Annotated in this window: 17 protein-coding genes; 5 read left to right on the top strand and 12 right to left on the bottom strand. The window is 43.6% G+C overall.

Going from position 1 to position 20,535, the window contains the following annotated elements:
- Positions 1 to 24: 24 nt before the first annotated feature.
- Together secA and hpf are read right to left on the bottom strand one after the other, a co-directional pair.
- A complete protein-coding gene (gene secA, locus BN1080_RS05535) occupies positions 25 to 2,541 on the bottom strand; it encodes a preprotein translocase subunit SecA (RefSeq protein WP_052650939.1) in 2,517 nt (838 codons plus the stop codon).
- Positions 2,542 to 2,817: 276 nt separating this feature from the next.
- Positions 2,818 to 3,399: a ribosome hibernation-promoting factor, HPF/YfiA family gene (gene hpf / locus BN1080_RS05530; protein ID WP_052650938.1), complete on the bottom strand. Its 582-nt coding sequence runs from the start codon at positions 3,397 to 3,399 to the stop codon at positions 2,818 to 2,820.
- A 126-nt stretch (positions 3,400 to 3,525) separates the two neighbouring features.
- Between hpf and BN1080_RS05525 the strand changes: the two genes are divergently transcribed.
- Entirely contained in the window at positions 3,526 to 4,230 is a 705-nt protein-coding gene (locus tag BN1080_RS05525) for an SDR family NAD(P)-dependent oxidoreductase (RefSeq protein WP_052650937.1), read from the top strand.
- 38 nt (positions 4,231 to 4,268) lie between these two features.
- Here BN1080_RS05525 and BN1080_RS05520 read toward each other — a convergent pair whose 3' ends face one another.
- The 7 genes from BN1080_RS05520 to BN1080_RS05485 form a co-directional block, all read right to left on the bottom strand.
- Positions 4,269 to 4,610, bottom strand: a complete 342-nt coding sequence (locus BN1080_RS05520) for a PilZ domain-containing protein (RefSeq protein WP_052650936.1) — start codon at positions 4,608 to 4,610, stop codon at positions 4,269 to 4,271.
- A gap of 32 nt (positions 4,611 to 4,642) precedes the next feature.
- Positions 4,643 to 5,242 carry a ComF family protein gene (locus BN1080_RS05515; RefSeq protein WP_234398939.1) on the bottom strand — a complete coding sequence of 200 codons (600 nt, stop codon included), beginning with the start codon at positions 5,240 to 5,242 and terminating at the stop codon, positions 4,643 to 4,645.
- Between the two features lie 56 nt (positions 5,243 to 5,298).
- Positions 5,299 to 6,624, bottom strand: a complete 1,326-nt coding sequence (locus tag BN1080_RS05510) for an ATP-dependent helicase ComFA (RefSeq protein WP_052650935.1) — start codon at positions 6,622 to 6,624, stop codon at positions 5,299 to 5,301.
- 37 nt (positions 6,625 to 6,661) lie between these two features.
- Entirely contained in the window at positions 6,662 to 7,498 is an 837-nt protein-coding gene (locus BN1080_RS05505) for a DegV family protein (RefSeq protein WP_052650934.1), read from the bottom strand.
- A gap of 169 nt (positions 7,499 to 7,667) precedes the next feature.
- Positions 7,668 to 8,246 (bottom strand): nuclear transport factor 2 family protein, encoded by a 579-nt coding sequence (locus tag BN1080_RS05500; RefSeq protein ID WP_052650933.1) that lies wholly within the window; start codon positions 8,244 to 8,246, stop codon positions 7,668 to 7,670.
- A 320-nt stretch (positions 8,247 to 8,566) separates the two neighbouring features.
- The gene (locus BN1080_RS05490; RefSeq protein ID WP_052650931.1) at positions 8,567 to 9,241 is read right to left on the bottom strand and encodes a response regulator; all 675 of its coding nucleotides are present in this window, start codon (positions 9,239 to 9,241) and stop codon (positions 8,567 to 8,569) included.
- A 27-nt stretch (positions 9,242 to 9,268) separates the two neighbouring features.
- Positions 9,269 to 10,414 carry a sensor histidine kinase gene (locus BN1080_RS05485; RefSeq protein WP_052650930.1) on the bottom strand — a complete coding sequence of 382 codons (1,146 nt, stop codon included), beginning with the start codon at positions 10,412 to 10,414 and terminating at the stop codon, positions 9,269 to 9,271.
- A gap of 159 nt (positions 10,415 to 10,573) precedes the next feature.
- Between BN1080_RS05485 and BN1080_RS05480 the strand changes: the two genes are divergently transcribed.
- Both BN1080_RS05480 and BN1080_RS05475 read left to right on the top strand, forming a co-directional pair.
- The gene (locus BN1080_RS05480; RefSeq protein ID WP_052650929.1) at positions 10,574 to 11,209 is read left to right on the top strand and encodes a YigZ family protein; all 636 of its coding nucleotides are present in this window, start codon (positions 10,574 to 10,576) and stop codon (positions 11,207 to 11,209) included.
- 161 nt (positions 11,210 to 11,370) lie between these two features.
- Positions 11,371 to 12,417, top strand: a complete 1,047-nt coding sequence (locus BN1080_RS05475) for an LCP family protein (RefSeq protein ID WP_052650928.1) — start codon at positions 11,371 to 11,373, stop codon at positions 12,415 to 12,417.
- An 80-nt stretch (positions 12,418 to 12,497) separates the two neighbouring features.
- Here BN1080_RS05475 and BN1080_RS05470 read toward each other — a convergent pair whose 3' ends face one another.
- Complete coding sequence (locus tag BN1080_RS05470) at positions 12,498 to 13,574, bottom strand: glycosyltransferase family 4 protein (protein WP_052650927.1); 1,077 nt, start codon at positions 13,572 to 13,574, stop codon at positions 12,498 to 12,500.
- Between the two features lie 217 nt (positions 13,575 to 13,791).
- Here BN1080_RS05470 and secA2 point away from each other — a divergent pair, with 217 nt between their 5' ends.
- Positions 13,792 to 16,158 carry an accessory Sec system translocase SecA2 gene (gene secA2, locus BN1080_RS05465; protein WP_052650926.1) on the top strand — a complete coding sequence of 789 codons (2,367 nt, stop codon included), beginning with the start codon at positions 13,792 to 13,794 and terminating at the stop codon, positions 16,156 to 16,158.
- The gene (locus tag BN1080_RS05460) at positions 16,155 to 17,051 is read left to right on the top strand and encodes an accessory Sec system S-layer assembly protein (RefSeq protein ID WP_052650925.1); all 897 of its coding nucleotides are present in this window, start codon (positions 16,155 to 16,157) and stop codon (positions 17,049 to 17,051) included. Before secA2 ends, BN1080_RS05460 begins: the two co-directional genes overlap by 4 nt.
- Before the next feature lie 39 nt (positions 17,052 to 17,090).
- Here the strand turns inward: BN1080_RS05460 and BN1080_RS05455 are convergent, their stop codons facing one another.
- On the bottom strand, positions 17,091 to 19,358 hold the full coding sequence (locus BN1080_RS05455; protein WP_052650924.1) for a phosphodiester glycosidase family protein: 2,268 nt from the start codon (positions 19,356 to 19,358) through the stop codon (positions 17,091 to 17,093).
- A 202-nt stretch (positions 19,359 to 19,560) separates the two neighbouring features.
- Positions 19,561 to 20,196 carry an S-layer homology domain-containing protein gene (locus BN1080_RS05450; protein ID WP_052650923.1) on the bottom strand — a complete coding sequence of 212 codons (636 nt, stop codon included), beginning with the start codon at positions 20,194 to 20,196 and terminating at the stop codon, positions 19,561 to 19,563.
- Positions 20,197 to 20,535: the final 339 nt, after the last annotated feature.

The following is a 20,535-nucleotide window of genomic DNA, read 5'->3' as shown; positions in this document are numbered from 1 at the left end:
GCTTTTTTGAATCAGAGGCCGCTTTTAAACTGTTGCCCCATGGCAGTTTTTAAACTTTTTGCCGCTGCCGCATGGGCATGGTTCGTTGCGTCCGACAGCCATATCGTTGCGTACCGGAGCTTTTTTCTTTTTCGGTGCCGGCCCATCTTCTTTCGGATTGACTGCTTGCCCTTTTGCCACTTCTTCACGTTCAAGATTATTGCGGATTTCCGCTTTCATGGCATATTTTGCAACGTCTTCCTCAATGGATAAGACCATTTCCTCGAACATCGCGAATCCTTCGTTTTGGTATTCACGAAGCGGATCGTTTTGGCCATAAGCACGCAAGTGAATACCTTGGCGCAATTGGTCCATTGCATCGATATGGTCGATCCATTTTGTATCGATTGAACGAAGCAAAACAACTTTCTCAAATTCGCGCATGCGTTCAGAAGTCATTTCTTCTTCTTTTTCATCATAGCGTTTCACAACTTCCGCTTTGATGAAATCAATCAATTGTTCTTGGGTCTTTCCTTTTAAATCTTCAACTGTAATTGTGTTTTCAGGCAACAAGTTTGCTGAAGCCACATCTACAAGCGATTTGTAATTCCAATTTTCCGGGTTCTCTTCCGAAGTATGTGCATGGACCATACGTTCAATGGAACCATCAATCATCCGTTCAACGAGTGCACGCATGTTCTCGGTTTCAAGAACTTCCATCCGTTCTTTGTAAATAATCTCACGCTGCTGGCGCAAAACATCGTCATATTGAAGCAAACGTTTACGGGCATCAAAGTTATTTCCTTCAACCCGTTTTTGCGCAGACTCAACCGAACGGTTGACCATTTTAGACTGCAGCGGCTGGGAATCATCCATCCCTAGTTTGCCCATCATATTGCGCATGGCATCCGATCCGAAGCGGCGCATCAAATCATCTTCCAAAGAAAGATAAAATTGCGTTACACCCGGGTCGCCTTGGCGTCCAGAACGGCCTCGGAGCTGATTGTCGATACGGCGGGACTCATGCCGTTCCGTACCCAGAACCGCTAAACCGCCTGCCTCGGTCACGCCTTCGCCAAGTTTAATATCGGTTCCGCGTCCAGCCATGTTTGTTGCAATTGTTACTGCGCCTCTCTGGCCGGCATTCAAAATGATTTCCGCCTCATGCGCATGGTTTTTCGCATTCAGTACGGAATGCTTGATGCCTTTTTTCGTCAAGTAATCAGAAATGATTTCCGACGTTTCAATTGCAACCGTACCGACTAGCACCGGCTGGCCATTTTTATGGCGCTCCGCAATATCATCAGCAACAGCTTTATATTTTCCAGCAATGGTCGCGTAGATCAAATCGACTCTGTCATCACGGATGATCGGTTTATTTGTCGGAATGGCAATAACGTTCATATTGTAAATATTGCGGAATTCCTCTTCTTCCGTTTTCGCTGTACCGGTCATGCCGGAAAGTTTATCGTACATACGGAAAAAGTTCTGGAATGTAATAGTCGCCATCGTCATGGATTCGTTTTGGACTTCCAAACCTTCTTTGGCTTCAATTGCCTGGTGCAATCCATCTGAATAGCGGCGCCCTTTCATCAAACGGCCCGTAAACTGATCGACAATCACGACTTCCCCGTCTTGAACCACATAATCAACGTCTTTATGCATGGTCACTTGCGCTTTTAACGATTGGTTGATTGCGTGGTTTAAACGGACATGGCGAATATCGAATAAGTTATCGATATTAAATGCTTTTTCCACTTTTTCAATGCCGTCTTCTGTCAACACAACGCCTTTTGTCGTTTCATCATACGTATAATCGGTATCTTTCACCAAAATCCGGGAGAAAGCATTCGCTTGCATATACAATTGCGCTGCTTTCGCCGCCTGTCCTGAAATGATAAGCGGCGTACGCGCTTCATCGATCAAAATGGAGTCAACTTCATCAATTACTGCAAAATTCAATGGACGCTGAACCATGTCTTCTTTGTAGAGCACCATATTATCCCGAAGATAATCAAAACCAAGTTCGTTATTGGTGCTATATGTGATATCTGCTTGATACGCTTGGCGTTTTTCATCTTTCGTCAAGCTGTTCAAGTTCAATCCGACCGTTAGCCCAAGCCACTCGAATAACTGGCCCATTTCACCGGCATCCCGGCTCGCCAAATATTCGTTGACAGTTACGACATGAACCCCTTTTTTCGAAATGGCATTTAAGTAGACGGCCATGGTTGAAGTCAATGTTTTACCTTCACCGGTTTTCATCTCGGAAATATTGCCTTCGTGAAGTGCAGCTGCACCCATGATCTGAACACGGAATGGGTACATGCCCAAAACGCGCTTAGAAGCTTCACGAATCGTCGCAAAGGCTTCAGGCAATAGATCGTCCAATGACTCACCCTTAGCAGAACGTTCAATAAATAGTTCGGTTTTCGCTTTTAAGGCATCATCCGATAAAGCTGCATATTCTGAAGCTAGCGCTTCGACCTGATCGGCTGTTTTTTCTAATCTTTTCAAGTCCCGTTTGTTCGGGTCAAATACTTTGTTTAATACTCCAAGCATCTATAACCGCTCCCTGCGTAGTGTCCGGCTAAAACAAGTCCAGCCGGATCGCTTTTGCTTTAATATTCTTATTCATTTTGAATTAGTCCTTAATGACTAAAATATTCAAAATCTCTTAGTCCTTGGCAAAAATTCTCACTACTTATTTTAACACTGCAGACAACCGCGTGCAAACTTCCTGTATGCCACTTAAAATTGCTATAAAGAGCAAAAAAATAGTTTCTTTCCCTATAAAAAGAAAAAAACCTCTCACAAGGAGAGGCTTTTTGACTATTATTAAGAGCTTGTTTCAATCAAACCGTAGGTGCCGTCTTTTCGTTTGTAGACGATATTGGTTTCATTCGACTCAGCATCAGTGAAGACGAAGAAATTATGCCCAAGCATATTCATCTGCAATACGGCTTCCTCTTCATCCATCGGTTTTAGTTCAAATTGTTTTGTACGGACGATTGTCAAATCTTCATCGTCTTCATCTGTATAGGAATTTTCCGCATCATTTGAAGTTTGAGTCACTTGTTCAGCTGAAGCAAACGCAATGCCCATTCCTTCGCGATCGCGGAATTTACGGTTGATTTTCGTTTTATATTTTCGAATTTGGCGCTCAAGCTTGCCAATGATCAAATCTACTGCTGCATATAGTTCATCGTGCCGTTCTTCTGCACGCAATACGAGATTTTTCATAGGGATTGTAATTTCCACTTTGGTTTGGCTGTGATTCAGCGCTTTTAAGTTAACCATCGCAGTTGCGTTTGTACCTTCCGGAAAGTATCTTTCGATTTTGTCCACTTTCTTTTCGATGTACTCGCGGACTGCTGGAGTTACTTCCACATTGTCTGCCTTAATATTGTATTGAAGCATATGAACTCCTCCTTCTTTTGTGCTTACCTTTACATTTCTATATATCCCCTGAAGTTTCCTGCTTAAAACTAAAAAGTTTTAAGGAAGTTAAATTCAGGTAAAGTAAATCACAAGGAGATGAAAGCCATGTTTACAAATAAAACAGTAGTGGTGACCGGTGCTTCCCAGGGCATCGGCCGAAGCATTGCAGAACATTTTTTAGCGAAAGAAGCAAAAGTCGTCGGACTCGACATCCAAGGGGGTGATTTGCCTGGAATGGATTTCCGCAAATGCGATGTCGGGAATTTCACTGAAGTCATCAAGGTATTCTCAGAAATCCATAAAGACTACGGAGCCATTCATATTCTGATTAATAACGCAGGGGTTTCAAAGTTCACTTCCATCTGGGAGATTGAAGAACAGGACTGGGATGAGCTTCTCAATACAAATTTAAAAAGCGTATTCATATGCAGCCGTGAAGCTGCACGCTATATGACAGAAGATATCCGTTCAATCGTCAATATGGCTTCGACACGGGCATTTATGTCAGAACCGAATACAGAGCTTTACTCCGCTTCAAAAGGCGGGATTTTTGCGTTGACCCATTCACTGGCAGCTACTTTAAGCGAAAAGGGAATTCGGGTAAATTCGATTGCCCCTGGATGGATCCACACCGGAGAAGAAGAACTCCGGAAAGTCGACCATGAGCAGCATTGGAGCGGGCGCGTCGGCAAACCCGATGATATTGCCCGCGCCTGCCTTTTCTTGTCCAATCCTGAAAACTCTTTCATCACCGGAGAATGCCTCAATATTGACGGCGGCATGACCAGAAAAATGATTTATGAACATTAATATAAAATGGCCGGGCGTTGTTAAAGCGCCCGGCCATTTTATTCAAATTCCAGATATGCTTTTAATTCATTGTTGATCAGCATTTCTTTAACCGGATCTTTATGGAACTCCATGCCATACATCCATCCCTCAGTTGTGCTTTCTTTCCATAATAGGATGGCTTTTAAATGAAGCTTTTCATGGTTTAAAGTGAACTCGACATCGATTTCTTCTTTTATTTTTTCCAATTCCTTCTCCAAAAAGAATTTTCCGCCTCGCGGAGAGACATCAAGCAAAAGTCCATAATGCAAAGAAGTTCCACTCGGTTCATTCGAACGGATGAGTAATTCTTGCGGATGGCCAAACGCATACCGATAATGTTCCTGCCTGTTATAAAACATTTGCACCCCTCCAAAATGTTTTTGAATCCCTTTCAACCGCGAATCAAGCAAAACAATTCGATTTCCTCCGCACCTGCCGATTTCAGAACTTTTGCTGCATGGCGCATCGTCGTGCCTGTCGTATAGAGATCGTCGACCAATATAACTTTTTTCGGAACCGCTTCTCCATTCCACTGGAATAATGGAGCGGAAGCCATTCTTTCGGTTTTTGTTTTTTTGCCTTGGACATCTTCGTTCTTTGTCAATAAATGTTTGTACGGGAGCCTTGCTGACTCCAGCATCGCGTCAACTTGGGCAAAGGTCCGCTCTTTCAACTTTTTCGGATTCATGGGGATCGGGACAATCACAGCTTCCACTTTTGCTAATGCGTGCTGCACTTCTTTTGCAAAAACTTCGGAAAGAATTACATCCTGCAGAAATTTATATTGGTGAAAATAAGTCTGCATCGCAGCATTGTATCGATACAAGCATTGTCCTTTCGTGATCAATCCGGCATATTCCGTCTGCTCCCAATAAAGGCAGTCTCGACAAACCCCATCTTCAAGCGCACCACAATATAAGCAAGCGTTTCCCGTGATGCTTTCAAATTCCGCTTTGCATTTCGTACAAACTGCTTCGTTCAAGTCATTCATAAATAAACTTCTCCATGATGCCTGCATGGGCAGCTTCCTGCTGCAAAGGAGGCAATTCATGAAATGGTCTTTCTATTATAAGCGATTATTGTCTTTTTGGCTCTATCCATTTCTCTCGTTATGCCATTATGGAAAAAAACAATATCCCCGGTTGGAAAGTCCGCTGCCCTGCCCGTCCTGCCGGAAATTTGGATTAAAGCTGCTGCATCGAAAATTTCTTCTTCTGCTCCAATTACCGCCACTTGAACCTTCGGTATCGTAATCCCCCGCTCCAGGATCGTAGAAGTCAGCAGCCCCGGAATTTTTCCTTGCCGCAATGCCATGACTTTCTCTTTTCTGTTTGGATCTTTGGAATGCACTGCTTCAATACCAACGTCCAATTCTTTAAATAAAGGGATGTTTTGGTCAATCAATTCTATCGTCGGGAAAAATAAAAGAAACGGTTCTTGCCGGGAAATCCTCAAACGAACCCATGTTTCCAACTTTTTCGGGATGGTCTTCTTTTTTAATTGCTTGTTATAATTCCAAAGCGAATCGAAGCGCGGCACCGGCAAAGGCTGTCCATGATACCGCCTAAAAATTTCTGAACGGCCTGGCGTTTCTTTTAATAGCCGGGCAGATGGGGTCGCTGAAACGTAGACAACCGGCGCTTCCGGTTTTTTCGCTTTCATCACTGCTCTTTTCAAAGCGGGATCCATCGAATAGGGAAAGGCGTCTGCTTCATCCACGACCATCAGATCAAAGGCATTTTGAAAACGGTAAAGCTGATGTGTAGTGGCGATGACGATTTCAGCAAATCCCGGTTCATCCCTCGAACCGCCGTAAAGTGTGTGGACAACAGCTTCAGGAAAGACTGCACGGATACGAGGAGAGAGTTCCAGGACAACATCTGTCCGCGGGGCCGCAATGCAAATCCGGTCACCTTTCTTTAGCGCTTCGTAAATAGGGGCAAATAGCACTTCTGTTTTTCCGGCTCCGCATACCGCATAAATAAGATGGGAGCGATTGTTTTGAATACTTTCAATTACTTGTTGGGAAGCTAGATTCTGAGAAGGGGTTAAACGGCCGCTCCATTGAAATGAGCGGGTTTTGAGGGGTCTAGGAGATGGGGCCGCCCAAGTGATCAGCTCCGTACAAGAACTGATGCGTCCCATTTTGAGGCAATGGCGGCAATATAAACACTCGCCTTCGCATTTTTCACAATAAAAAGATATGAGGTGTGCCGACTTTTCTAAACATCTGCTGCATTCCTGTTTCTCGCTAATGCCTGGAATGCACGCAATGAACCCTTGGGCAATAGCTTCATCAATTTCATTTTTAGGAAAAGGGGTGAATTCTTTCAACCAGATTCTTCCGGTCAAAAAATCTTCTATTTCTTTCATAAACGGCCTCCTTTTTTGAAAAATGGACCTTGGCCGGTTATTTTCTTACCCAGCCAAGCCCCATTGAGCCTTCTCCTAAATGTGTTCCAATCACAGGGCCGAAATAGGAAATGACAAATTCCACTTCCGGGTACTGCTCGTGCAATTCTTCATACCATGCCTGTGCATCATCCGGACGGTTTGCATGGATGATAGCTGCTTTAAGGGGAATTCCCGCTTGTACATCTTCTCCGAGCATTCCTTCGATTCGCTTCATCGCTTTTTTCCGAGTCCGGATTTTTTCAAACGGCACAATCAATTTGTCCTGAAAATGAAGCAATGGTTTAATTTGCAGAAGCCCGCCGACGATGGCTTGAGCATTGGAAAGCCTTCCGCCTCTCCGCAAATGATTGAGGTCTTCCACCATAAAATAAGCGCGCATCGTTTTTTTCATTTCGTTAAGCGCTTGGATGATGGTGGCAGCATCCGCTCCTGCCCGGGACAATTCAGCCGCTTTCAACGCATAAAAACCTTGCATGGCACAAGAAATTTCTGTATCAAAAGCAAAAACTTCCACATCTTTGACCAGTTCATTGGCTTGCTGCGCTCCTTGGAAGGTTCCGCTGATGCCACTCGACAAATGAATTGAAACGATTTCATCATACTCTTTTGCAAGCTCTTGATATTTGGTGACAAATTCACCGATCGGCGGCTGTGATGTTTTAGGTAATTCCTGTTCCGCTTTTTTATAAAAATCATCCACGTGCAATTCTTCCTCTTCAGCGAACGACTCATTTCCAAACGTCACTTGAAGCGGAACCATATGGATATTTTCAGCTCTGCGTATTTCTTCAGGTATGTACGCGGTACTATCTGTTACTATCGCTGTTCTCATTTTAATCAGCCTCCATTGCCAGTTTACCAAATAACGCATTAAAAATAACCCTTAAGTTCAACTAATTCTTTTTATGGTAAGCGAAAGAAGTTTTGAGCTTCTATATCCTGCCCCAGAGATGAAAATCGGAGCCGAAAAATAAAAACTTCCCGGAACTTCCGGGAAGTTTTTATTGGTTTCCGATAAAATGCAGGCTTGTGACTTTCCAAGCGCCGTCTTCATTTTTAAAAACAACCACTTGCCGTCCTGACTGCTTGGCCGTTTTATCCGAATTCGGCTCTGCCATCGACACATCGATTTGAGCATAAACTTCCGCCCGGCTCTCTTCATATTCCACAATGGTTTCATTGCTTGGTGTATAGGTTGTATCAAAATCTGCAAAAGCTTCAGTCAACGCAGCGCGGTCGTCTTCCCGGTCAAAGCCATCCGGCTCCTCTGCGATCACTTCCATATACCGATCGACGTCTTCTGCATTAAAAGCATCGATATATTCTTGATAGGCAGCCAGAATCTTTTCCGCTTCAGCTTCTGGGACTTCGGCAGCTTCCGCTTCACCTTTATCGTTCAACGTAAAACCGACTTCGTCTTTCCCTTCATCTTCCACATCTTCGACACCATGGTCCACGGCGCTATTTTCATTCGTTCCATTTCCATCATCTGCTGTATTGCTGTTTACTGAAGGCTCTTCAGAATCAGAACAAGCAGCAAGCAATAAAGCCACACTTGCGGCCAAAATCATCTTTTTCATCATACATTCCTCCTGCGCTTCATTTTGCCATACGCACGAAAAGAATACAATGAAGAAACTGTGTCGAATGAGAAAAGCGGAAACGGCCGTTTAGCCCCGACAGGCATAAGGGGCTTTACGCAGGAAATCCTGATTTCCGGAGTGAAGAAACTTATGATCCCGAGGGGCTGGCCGCTGGAGTCTGGACAATGAAAAGCGGAGCCGCCTCGGTAGCCGCGACAAGCGCTGGAAGCCTTATCGAAAATGGCGGTCTTTGCCGCACCCTGTCCCTTCACATAAGAAAACCCCTGCATCAAGGATGCAGGGGTTCGCTTAATTAGTTAGCGCACTTCAACCCAGCCATTTTTAATGGCTGTAACAACGGCTTGAGTACGGTCATTTACTTGCATTTTTTGAAGGATGCTGGAAACGTGGTTTTTCACCGTTTTTTCAGAAATGAAGAGCGTTTCGCCGATCACACGGTTGCTTTGCCCATCCGTCAATAATTGAAGAACTTCACTTTCACGCTTCGTCAATAAATGGTATGGACGGCGAATTTCGGTTTGATGGAAAGAACCTTTGTTTTCACGTTCGCTCAAGCGACGGAATTCCATCACCAAATTGCGCGTTACTTTCGGGTGAAGATAAGATCCTCCTTTTGCCACAACTTTAATGGCCTGGATAATCGCCTCTGCATCCATTTCCTTCAGCATATAGCCAAGAGCGCCTGTCTTTAATGCATGCGTTACATAAGATTCATCATCGTGAATTGACAGCATAATGACTTTTGCATCAGGGAAATTCTCAATCAACTCGCCTGTTGCCTCTACCCCATTTTTTTGCGGCATATTAATGTCCATTAATACCACATCGGGTTTATATTCTTCGTATAATTTGACGACTTCCGTCCCGTCTCCGCCTTCTGCTACAACTTCAAACGAATCTTCAAAATCAAGAATCCGCTTTACGCCTTCACGGAAGAGTTGGTGATCGTCGATAATAATAATTTTTGTCATTATGTTGTCCTCCTCGAATACCGTATCTTAACTGTCTAGAGTTAATGGAATAATAAACATCAGTACTGTGCCATTTCCTAGTGAAGAATTGATGATAAAATCTCCATTTATCAATTCAATCCGTTCTTTCATGCCCATCAAGCCAAAAGATTGGCTTTTCACGATGCTTTTATCGAATCCTGAACCGTTATCTTTCACGATAATGGTCACCTGTTTTTCCAGCCATTCAACATTCACATCAATTTCAGAAGCTTTCCCATGCCGAACTGCATTGGTAATGGCTTCTTGAACCAATCGGAAAATAGCCGTTTCGTAATTGCTGGGAAGCCGCACTTCCTTTCCTGTTGATTGGAAATTCATACGTGTTCCTTTGTTATACTCTTCTGTCGTATCAATATACTTTTTTAATGTAGGAACTAATCCCAAATCATCTAAAGCCATCGGACGCAGATCATAAATGATCCGTCTTACTTCAGTCAAGGCATCCCTTACCATCTCTTTTAAGGAAGTGATTTCTTTGAATGCCAATTCAGGACCTTTTTCACGAAACGTCCTGTCAATCAAGTCTGAACGCAAAAGCACATTCGCCATCATCTGGGCCGGACCATCGTGGATTTCGCGTGACAAGCGCTTCCGCTCTTCTTCTTGCGCTTCGATGATCCGAAGGCTATAATCTTGCTTTAGCTTCACATTGTCCTCTGCTTCATCAACTTTTTCAAGATCTGAAGTCAGGTAATTCATTGTAACGTTCAAACGGTTGACCAGATATTCCGCACGTTCAATTGTCTGAAGCAATGATTGGAGGCGCCGCTGCAAGCTGTCGCGTTTTTGGCGATATTGTTTTTCTTCAGAACGATTGATTGACAACTTGACCTGCAATTCATTAGCCTGTTCATAAGCTTGCCTGACTTGGCTCTCAGTAAATGAATTAAAGAATTGAGAAACTTCGGCAAGCCTCCTGCGTGCAGCACGGGTCTTTTCTTCCAGAAGGTCTCCCGTTTTTATCACACGTGCAATATTTGTTCGCACTTCTTGAAGTTCGTTTTTCATATCTTCATAACTTTGGCGACTTTGTTCACTTATGACGAAAATATCCTGCTTGGAACGTTCCATTTTGTCCATTACTTCGTCAAAAATGGAGTCTAATGCTTTCACGTCGAATTTTTTAGCCATTATAAAACCGCCTTAGCTATACTAAACTGTACATAGAAGAAAAATCCTTGCACCTTTATGCCTGCCACAGCTGTAATAAGTATATCACTTTATAAGCAAGGCCATGTTAAAAACACATTACAAATTATCTGATTACATTTTACACCAGGAGGCTCTAAAATGCGAGAAAATTACAAAACCATCGGCAATGGAAAAGAATCGGAAATTACAATACAAAAGTCCCGTTTTATTGCGCACGCAAAAAGAGCAGAAACAGAAAAAGAAGCATTGGAATTTATCGATTCCATCAAGGCGCAGCATAAAAGCGCCAATCATAATTGTTCAGCATACATGATTGGCGAACATGATTCAATCCAGAAGGCGAATGACGACGGAGAACCGAGCGGAACGGCGGGAGTTCCGATGCTGGAAGTTTTAAAGAAGCAAGGTTTAAAAGATACGGTCGTTGTCGTTACCCGATATTTCGGCGGCATTAAACTTGGCGGAGGCGGATTGATCCGCGCTTATGGAAAAGCGACCACAGAAGCGATTGCCGCAGCCGGCGTAGTGGAACGGCGGCTCCACTGCCTGATGAACGTTCAAGTCGACTATACGTGGCTCGGAAAAATAGAAAATGAAATTCGTCAATCCGACTTTCCTTTAAAGGAAATTCTCTACACGGAAGGCGTTGAATTATTGATTAATGTACCTGTTGAACAAGAACAGCAATTTAGCGATTGGATCAACGAAATGACGAACGGACAGGTAAAGATCGTGTGCCAGGAAAAAGAATTTCTTGAATTCAAAATATCCTGATCTTTTTTCGTTTACGTATCTTTCAACTCGCTGTATAATAGGTTGAATCAGAGTATGCATGCAACTTAGACTATTGTCATGCGTCTACTATCATAGTAAGATTGGATCGACCCGAATTGAATACTCGGTTAGCCCATTCCTAATTTAGAGGAGTTATAACCATGAACCGTAAAAGTTATCGCAAGTCGAAATCGAGCAAAAAACGGACAGCGATTAAAATAATCGTAACTTTGGCCTTATCTTTGCTCATATGTGGATCCGCATTCGGCATTTACCTCGTCAAGAAAGCGGAAAATGCAGCGGATCGAGCTTTTGAAACCGCTGGAGACCGTGAAATGTCGGATTTAAGGGAAGAACAAGTCGAACCGCTGCATGATAATATATCGATTCTCTTTATCGGTGTAGATGACAGTGAAGCGCGGGATCAAGATGATCACAACATCCGCTCAGACGCCTTAGTTCTTGCCACTTTAAACAACGAAGACAAATCAATCAAGCTTGTCAGTATTCCTCGGGATACTTACACTTATATCCCAGACGCTGGATACAAAGACAAAATCACCCATGCATACGCACTTGAAGGGCCTAGTTCCACAATCGAAAGTGTAGAAGAACTGCTGGAAGTGCCAGTCGATTACTATGTGCGCATGGATTTCCAAGCGTTTATCGAAGTTGTTGATTCCTTAGGCGGAATCGAAGCAGAAGTACCATACGATTTAGAAGAAAAAGATGAGAATGATATACACGGCGCGATTGTCCTAAAAGAAGGTTTACAAGAATTGAACGGAAGCGAAGCTCTTGCCCTTGCAAGAACCCGCCATTACGATAATGACATTGAGCGCGGCAAACGCCAGCAAATGTTGATTGAAAGCATCATGGATAAAGCTTTATCCGCAACTTCCATTACTAAATACGGATCTGTTATTGATGCAATCGGAGATAATATGCGCACCAACTTAACTTTCAGAGATATGCAGTCGTTTTTCGAATATGCGAAAAATGGCAAACCTGATATCGATACGCTTTCATTAAAAGGGTATGACGATATGTCAACAGGCATCTATTATTGGCAGTTGGATGAAGAATCCCTTCTCGAAGTCCAAGATATACTTCAAAGCCATTTAGGGCTAAAACCTGATACATCCAGTTTGTCCGACAACAGCGACACGAATTTAGCTGAACGCACAAACGTAGAAGAAGATTATTAACCGCAGCCAAAGCTGCGGTTTTTCTTTTGGAACAAAACAAAAAAGGCGCGATAGCAACTGTGCTATCGCGCCTTTCCTATTTACTTTCCGATGAATTTCACTAGATTGATCAGCGGGCGGTAATTCTTTCCTGCCAACCCCACTACTTCGACAAACAATTCAATCGCAATCAACATGACACCGAGCAGCAGGATGCCTCCCCATAAGGTAGCTTGGGAGAACAATAAAGCAGCTAAACCGAATAATGCGGCAATGCCGTAGATGATCAATACCGTTTGGCGATGCGAGAACCCGATATTCAACAAACAGTGATGCAAATGCGATTTATCCGCTGCTGAAATGGATTGCTTCTCACGCACACGCCGTACGATGGCAAAGAACGTGTCTGAGATTGGTACGCCAAGCATGATGATTGGAATAATCAAAGCGACGACTGTTACGTTTTTGAAGCCCATCAATGCGAGCACCGAAATCATAAACCCAAGGAATAAAGCTCCGGTGTCCCCCATGAAGATTTTCGCGGGATGGAAGTTATAGAAAAGGAAACCGATTGAACTGGCAGCTAAAATCGCAGCCAACGACATAACAAATGGGTCACCCATGATGAAGGCCATAATAGCCAGTGTAATTAACGCAATCGTTGAAACTCCTGCCGCTAATCCATCAAGCCCGTCAATCAAGTTGATCGCATTTGTTATACCCACGATCCAAAGAATCGTCAGCGGAATACTGAAGTAACCAAAATCCAACTCTCCGCCGAATGGCAAGTTGATGAATGAGATTTCAAGTCCCCCACCTACTACAACGATGGCAGCTGCAGCCAATTGTCCTAAAAGCTTCGCTTTTGCAGTGATTTCAAACATATCATCCAATACACCAGTAACAGTAATTATCACAGCTCCGATTAAGATGGCGGTTGAAATCGGGATAAAAGATGCATCCACTGCATTCGAAACTGTTTCTTCCGGACGCAAAATGAAATAGCCGATAACAAATGAGCCGAATATTGCTAATCCGCCTAAACGTGGCATAATTCTCGCATGAACTTTTCTATAGTTAGGCCGATCGACTGCTCCTACGCGAAAGGCAATTCGCTTTACAATGGGAGTAAGTACGATTGAAGCGATAAATGCCAAAACCAAAGTAAGGTATAGCATGTCTTTCCTCCTTAAAACTTCTAATTCAACATATAAATCCAATTTCATTATAGCATGTCTCTACAGGAAATAAAGTATTTATGTGTGCATAATTGCTCTCCAGTCTATGAGACGCCCGCAAACACAAAAGGTTTCCTTTTTGTTAAGTGGAGTTTGTTGGTAAAGTTTGATAAAATAATCAAGTAGCAATGGATGTACATAAAGGAGACTATTATGCATGGCAACGTTATTCAAGCGTTCTAATAAACCGAATTTAAGACAACTTAAAAAATACAAAAAAATTGTTGAAGAAATCAATCGCTTGGAGGAAAACTATCAATCCATGAGCGATGAAGAATTGAAAAACATGACTGTTTCTTTCCGCGAACAATTAGCCGATGGAAAGAAAATCGAAAAGATTATTCCCGATGCATTTGCTGTAGTCCGTGAAGCATCGAAGCGTGTGTTGAACATGCGCCATTTTGATGTGCAATTGCTCGGCGGCCTCGTGCTGGCTGAAGGAAACATCGCGGAGATGCCGACTGGCGAAGGGAAAACGCTTGTCGCTTCCCTCCCTTCCTATACACGGGCGCTTGAAGGAAAAGGCGTCCATGTCATCACTGTCAATGATTATTTGGCGCAGCGGGACTTTGACCAAATCGGACAGATCCACCGTTTTCTCGGATTGACTGTTGGCTTGAATCTGCCGTTAATGGATACTGACGAAAAGCAAACTGCCTATAAAGCCGACATCACTTATGGAGTTGGAACAGAATTCGGATTTGATTATTTGCGGGATAATATGGCGGGCACGAATGAAGATAAAGTTCAGCGCCCCTACCATTACGCGATCATTGATGAAGTCGACAGCGTCTTGATCGATGAGGCAAAAACGCCTTTGATCGTTGCTGGAAAAGCAAAAGCGAGCGCAGAACTCCATCAAATAAGCGCACTCTTAGCTGCCCGCTTTAAAGAAGGCGTCGATTATGATTTTGATGCTGAAACAAAAGCGACTTCCCTCACAGACAAAGGCATTGAAAAGGTGGAAAAAGCTTTTGGTGTCGATAATCTGTACGAATTGGAGCACCAAACCCTCTACCATTACGTAATCATGGCGGTCCGCGCGCACGTGATGTTCCAGCGCGATGTCGATTATATTGTCAAAGACAACAAAATCATGCTCGTTGATATGTTCACCGGACGTACGATGGAAGGCCGTACTTTGTCAGATGGCCTCCATCAAGCGATCGAAGCAAAGGAAAAAGTGGAAATCACGGATGAAAACAAAGCACAAGCGCAAATCACCATCCAGAACTATTTCCGTATGTACCCGATTCTATCCGGTATGACGGGAACCGCGAAAACGCAGGAAAAAGAATTCATGGAAGTTTACGGCATGGAAGTGATCCAGGTTCCGACGAACAATCCGCGGGCACGCGTGGATATGCCGGACCGGGTTTTCGAAACAGCTGATCAAAAATACAAAGAAGTTGCTCGCCAAGTAAGCGAACGCCATAAAACAGGCCAGCCGGTCCTAGTCGGAACCACCTCCATTTTGCAATCTGAAATGGTCGCTGATTACCTCGCAGCGGAAAATCTGGAATTCCAATTGCTAAACGCTAAAAGCGTCGAGCAGGAAGTCCATCTGATTTCCCAAGCAGGGCAATTGAACCATATTACGGTTGCTACGAACATGGCCGGACGCGGAACGGACATTGTGCTTGGCGAAGGCGTAGCCTCCATTGGCGGTTTGCATGTCATCGGCACAGAAAAACACGAAAGCCGCCGGATCGACAACCAATTGCGCGGACGCTCTGGCCGCCAAGGAGATCCGGGATCAACTGAATTTATTATTTCCCTGGAAGACGATATGTTTAAACGTTTCGCAAAAGAAGAAACCGAAAAATTCATGAAGAAAATGGCCACCGACAAAAACGGGGAAATTACGAACAAAGACGTCCACGAATTGACAGACCGGACACAGCGCATCGTAGAAGGCTCCCACTTCTCTATGCGGGAATACAATTTAAAGCTGGATGATGTCATCAACGAACAGCGGAAAATTGTCTACGGTCTACGCAATCGGGTCTTGAACGGCAATGAAAACACGCATCTCTTAAAAGATATGGTGGCTGATGCTGCCGACTTCATCATTTCGGAATCGCTGCCGGAAGACGAGGATTATACAGCTGCCCATCTGCGGGATTTGGAACATTCGCTGCAGCAATTGCTCGGGCCGGAAGTGGCACTTTCAGTTAAATTGGATAAACGCAAAAAAGTGGATGCTGCCGTAAAACCGGTTCTGGATTCCGTCAATGAATTGATCGAAGCCTATGCAGACAACGAACGCGTCATGGCCACGATCCCATTTGTGATGAAATCGTATATCGACCAAATGTGGGTTAAGCATTTAGAGAGCATGTCCCATTTAAAAGAAGGAATTGGCTTGCGCTCTTACCAACAAGAAGATCCGATGCGGATTTATCAGCGTGAAGGATTGGAGCTTTTTGCAGGCAATTTCCAAAATCTCCGTTATTCAATCGCATCCGAATTACTGGGCTTTTTGCACATGCTTGAGAACGAAGAGAAGGAGGCAATCGAATGAGTATTTTTTCATTCTTCAATAAGACAACAAAAACCGGACGTGATGCCACCATCTCTTCTACCGAAGTCGTAGAAGGCACGGCTTCTCAGACAGATACTGAAGGCGAAATTCATACATCGCTTTCCATTTCTCCTGACTGGAAGATCAGCAAAGAACAGGAATATGTCTTAAAATTCTTGTCGAATGATTTGCAGCCGCTGAAGAAAGACCAACTGTCGCTGTCCGGCATCGATATTGAAATGGACAAAAGAACTGGAAACTGGAATGTTCAAGCATTCCTCCGTTCTTCTTTAGACCGCCCGATGACTTTAGGAAAAGCTGAACTTCTTCTATTAGATGGAGACAGCCAAGTACTTGCAGCACAAGAATTCGATTTATCAACGCTCGGGGCCATTCCGGCATTATCAAATCGGCCGTGGGTATTCCAATTCGAAAAAGCGAACATCAAAGCTCTCGAAGTGCCGGCAGAAAACTGGACGTTAGCCTTTAATGTCCAATCTTTAGTTCCCCACTCACTGGACCTTGATCCAGCTTGGGAAGAAGCACTCCCGGAAGAACAAAAAAATGCACTTAGCGCAATTGTGAAAGAATTGCCCGCTTTAAATCCAAGAGAAGTCAATATCACTGGATTCCAGTCAAAATTGACCCCTGAAGGGAATTTAGCCGCTTCAGTCTTTATTCGGAATGGGCATACCCAGCATATCCAATTAGAGAAATTGCCGCTTGAAGTGCTCGATGCAACCGGACAGCAAATCGTATCCGGATCGTTCGAGCTTAATAAACTTGAAGTGAAAGCCAATACGTCTAAACCATGGACGTTCATTTTCCCGAAAGAAATGCTTCAAATCCAAGAGCCCGATTTGTCCCGATGGACTGCCCGGGTTCCAAAATAACACCTAATAAAAAAGCTCAGCGCTATGCTGAGCTTTTTCTTATTGGATTTTAAATTCAGTAATATGGTCTTTCACCATTTTGATGTTTGACGAGTTTGGCACGAAATGCGTGACAATCAATTGGTAATTTTGTCCGCTCTTATAGCCGCCAGCCGGCGCTTCCACAATTAATTGGTTTGGCGCAGCACCTTTCTTAACTGTCACTGCCTGGCGTACCCCGTATTGATCTTCCACATACACATACTTCCCGTGAATAAATTCCGGGTTCATAGGCTGTGAAAAAGTCACCGTGAATTTTTTATCCGCTTTTTCAATGCGTACAGATGGATTTGGAACAAAGCTTTGCTGAACCGTTTTGTCGGCCGTATAAAGGGCTTGGAGGCCGTCGATCCATACAGAACCTTTCGTCTTCTTCGTCGATTTCGTTTCCGCCACGTAGATTCTGTTTAAACTGAGAGGAGCTGCGGCAGTAGCCGGGATATTCGCTTCAACGTATTTCCATCCAACCCAATCCAGTTTATCTTCCGCCGTAAAATCAATGACCACTTCTTTGCCGTTGGCATCGGTCAAAGAACCGCGGAGCCAATGGTTCATCCCGTCTCCATATACCCATGCACCGATTCGCTTCGGCTGATTCGGTATTTGGTAAGGGCTGTTCCACTTCAAGTAAGCTGCTGAAACGCCGTCTTTATAGGAAGTGAAATCATAGGCTAATTTAATCGAACCGCTTCCCTGCTTTGGCGCAATTGATTTCTCTAAAGAAATTGCTGCCGCGGCACGGACAGCTTCCGCAGATAAACTGCTCGTTGAATCCAACGTGCTTAATGCCACCGCTTTATCAGATACTTTAGGGCTTACTGTGACCGGAATCGTGATGGATGCATTTTCATATTTAGCAGAAACCGTTCCGCTGCCTTCTTTAACTGCGATGAACTGGTTGTTTTCAATTTTTCCAATGCCTCCAGAAACTGAAATCAACTTCAATTTTGCCTGGTCAATCGGCAAAGTATTGTAATATTGGTCCAACACTTTATCCACTTTGAATCCAAGCGCCGAATCTACCGGAATGCTTCCAGCTTGTTTCGGTGAAGCGGTCACGTAAGTGCCAACGCCATATGGTGCAGTGCTGACTGCCTCTAAAATGGCAGAAACTTTTCGTTCATAGCCTGTAGACGGCCGGTTCACCAAGGTCGGCAAACTATCGCCGTACTTCCGGGCAGCCATGGTAGTAGAGCCGCCGCCGTCCAGGTTGATGGCATTGTATGCGCCGATCGATTTCAAATAACTTGCGAATTCAGTCAAAGTCATTCCTGAACTGCCAGTGATACCACTATCCACTGTTACAAAATAAGCATTTGAACCGTCGGCATTCGTCGCTACAGCTGTTCGGGCTGTTCGCTGCGTAACCCGGGGACTGTTCAAATCAATGGACAGATCCACTGCACCATTTTGGACAAGCAGCGGGCCAGTCGCCAGCATGAATTTCGATCCTTTCCATTGCTTTTCAACATCCACCGTCAATCCGACAGCATCGCCGATTTTCAAGTCACGGATCTTATCGACTTCTTCTTTGTCAACAGCTGAAATAACATAGCCATTCTTCGGAATCGTCGCACTTGTATATTGTCCATAAGGGCGGATTGCCGTTACTTTCCCGGGAACCGTTTCCCCGAATTCATTGCCCGTATTAACTGAAGAAGAAGTGGAAACCACCACTTCAAGGCCGGTACTATTAGTCCGTGTGTTTTCATACGGCCAGCTTGAAGTATAGAGGATGCTTTCCCCGCGTTCTCTTTCCCTGTTTAAGGAAGTTAGCTCTGAAGATTTTCCATTATGCGTAATTGTATAAGAAAGATTATACTTCCCGACTTTCGCTTTGTTATCGGCCGTAACGCCAAAAGCGGCTGGGGTATGCATAAAGTCATTATAGTTTGTTGAAACAGCCCCCAAATTAACGATGTTATTGCCTTCTGCCAATAAGTAAGTAGGCAGCCCCGATTCGAAAGTGAAAAGCGAAGCGTTAATTGCGCCAATTACGTGATTTTGTTCTTTCGTATGTAAGCGGCTCAGGCTCGTAGTCGTTGACAAAGCCGTGAATGGATTCGATATCCCCATATTGATTGTGGTAAAGGGTGCATTCATATTAATCGTCATTCGGTTGATGCGTTGGGCTTTTCCCGATACGCTTTTGCTTTCATTTACATAATTCACGCCGGGCGACAGCATATCTGCACTTGCCGGTTTTACTTGCATCGACAATAATAATCCCGCGGCCAAAGACACAGTCAGTAACTTTTTAAATTTCATCCAATAACTCCTTAAACTATATTTTTTAAGCACCATTTAAATTTCCACAAAAAAAAGGAATCCACAAATAACATTGTGGATTCCTTTTCTCGCTTCAACCAAGCCATTGCACTTTTATAGTAAAAACAGGTTAATTACAATTTCTATTTTACCATACCTATCCTTAATCACAACCATTAAAAGTGCAAATTTCAGAAAAATATCAATCCACTGATATTACTTCCGGCGGGGTCATATCTTTCGAAAGATTGTCTCCCTTGAAGATGAAGATGGCGAATTCTCCACGCGTTATATTATCGTTTGTTCCAAACTTTGTCGGGCCTTTTCCGTTCGTTATTTTCGCTTCCACAAGAGCCGCAACCGCACTTATATAACGCGGATTGACATCAGTGAATGGAACCGAATTCGAGCTGGCAGATAATTGATAAGCGGAAGACAAGACAATTGCCATTTCCCCGCGCGTCATATTTTGGTAGCTGCCAAACGAAGTTGCTGTCTTTCCATTGATAACGCCTGCTTGGTATAACGCGTTGACGGCCCAAGCCCGGTTATCCGGCACATCGGTAAAGCCGGCAGACGGAACAGCTGAAGATTCTTTAAAACCGAGAACTTTTGCAATCATGACGGCTGCATCCAAACGCGTAATTTGGTTGTCCGTGCCGTATTGAGTCGCACTAATTCCTTTCGTATAGCCTTGATCCACCATATGGCCAACCGCTTCTTTATAGCGATCGTTTACATCCGTAAAGCTTCCAGCTGCTTTTGTGTTAAAAATCGGTAAAGAAATAACCAATGCCAAAACAACCACTAGAGACAAAATAAAAGATAATTTTTTCAAAGAAACATTCCTTTCAATTTCCTGAACCCAATATACTATATGTAAATATTTGTTACAAGGTTCTTTTGATGTATTCTTCTTAGAATATTCCCTATTAAATACAGTTATGTAAAATGTGAAAAACCGGCAATGAATTAAATATGGATTGAATAATTAAAAATAACCTGTTTCTAAAGAATTTATAAAAGGACAAAGGAATAACTAAATGGCTCCATAAGAAATATGGCACTCCAATTCGAAAAAGATTAATAGTCAATATAGCCCCCTGCCTCATTAAATAACTTTTATTTTAAATTATATATGATATAATATTCTTATAAATCAAAAATAATTCACTAT

The sequence above is a fragment of the Planococcus massiliensis genome, from assembly GCF_000821325.1.
Classification (GTDB): domain Bacteria; phylum Bacillota; class Bacilli; order Bacillales_A; family Planococcaceae; genus Planococcus; species Planococcus ruber.
Note: the sequence above shows the minus strand (reverse complement) of the source record. Positions and strands in the feature narration are given on the sequence as shown.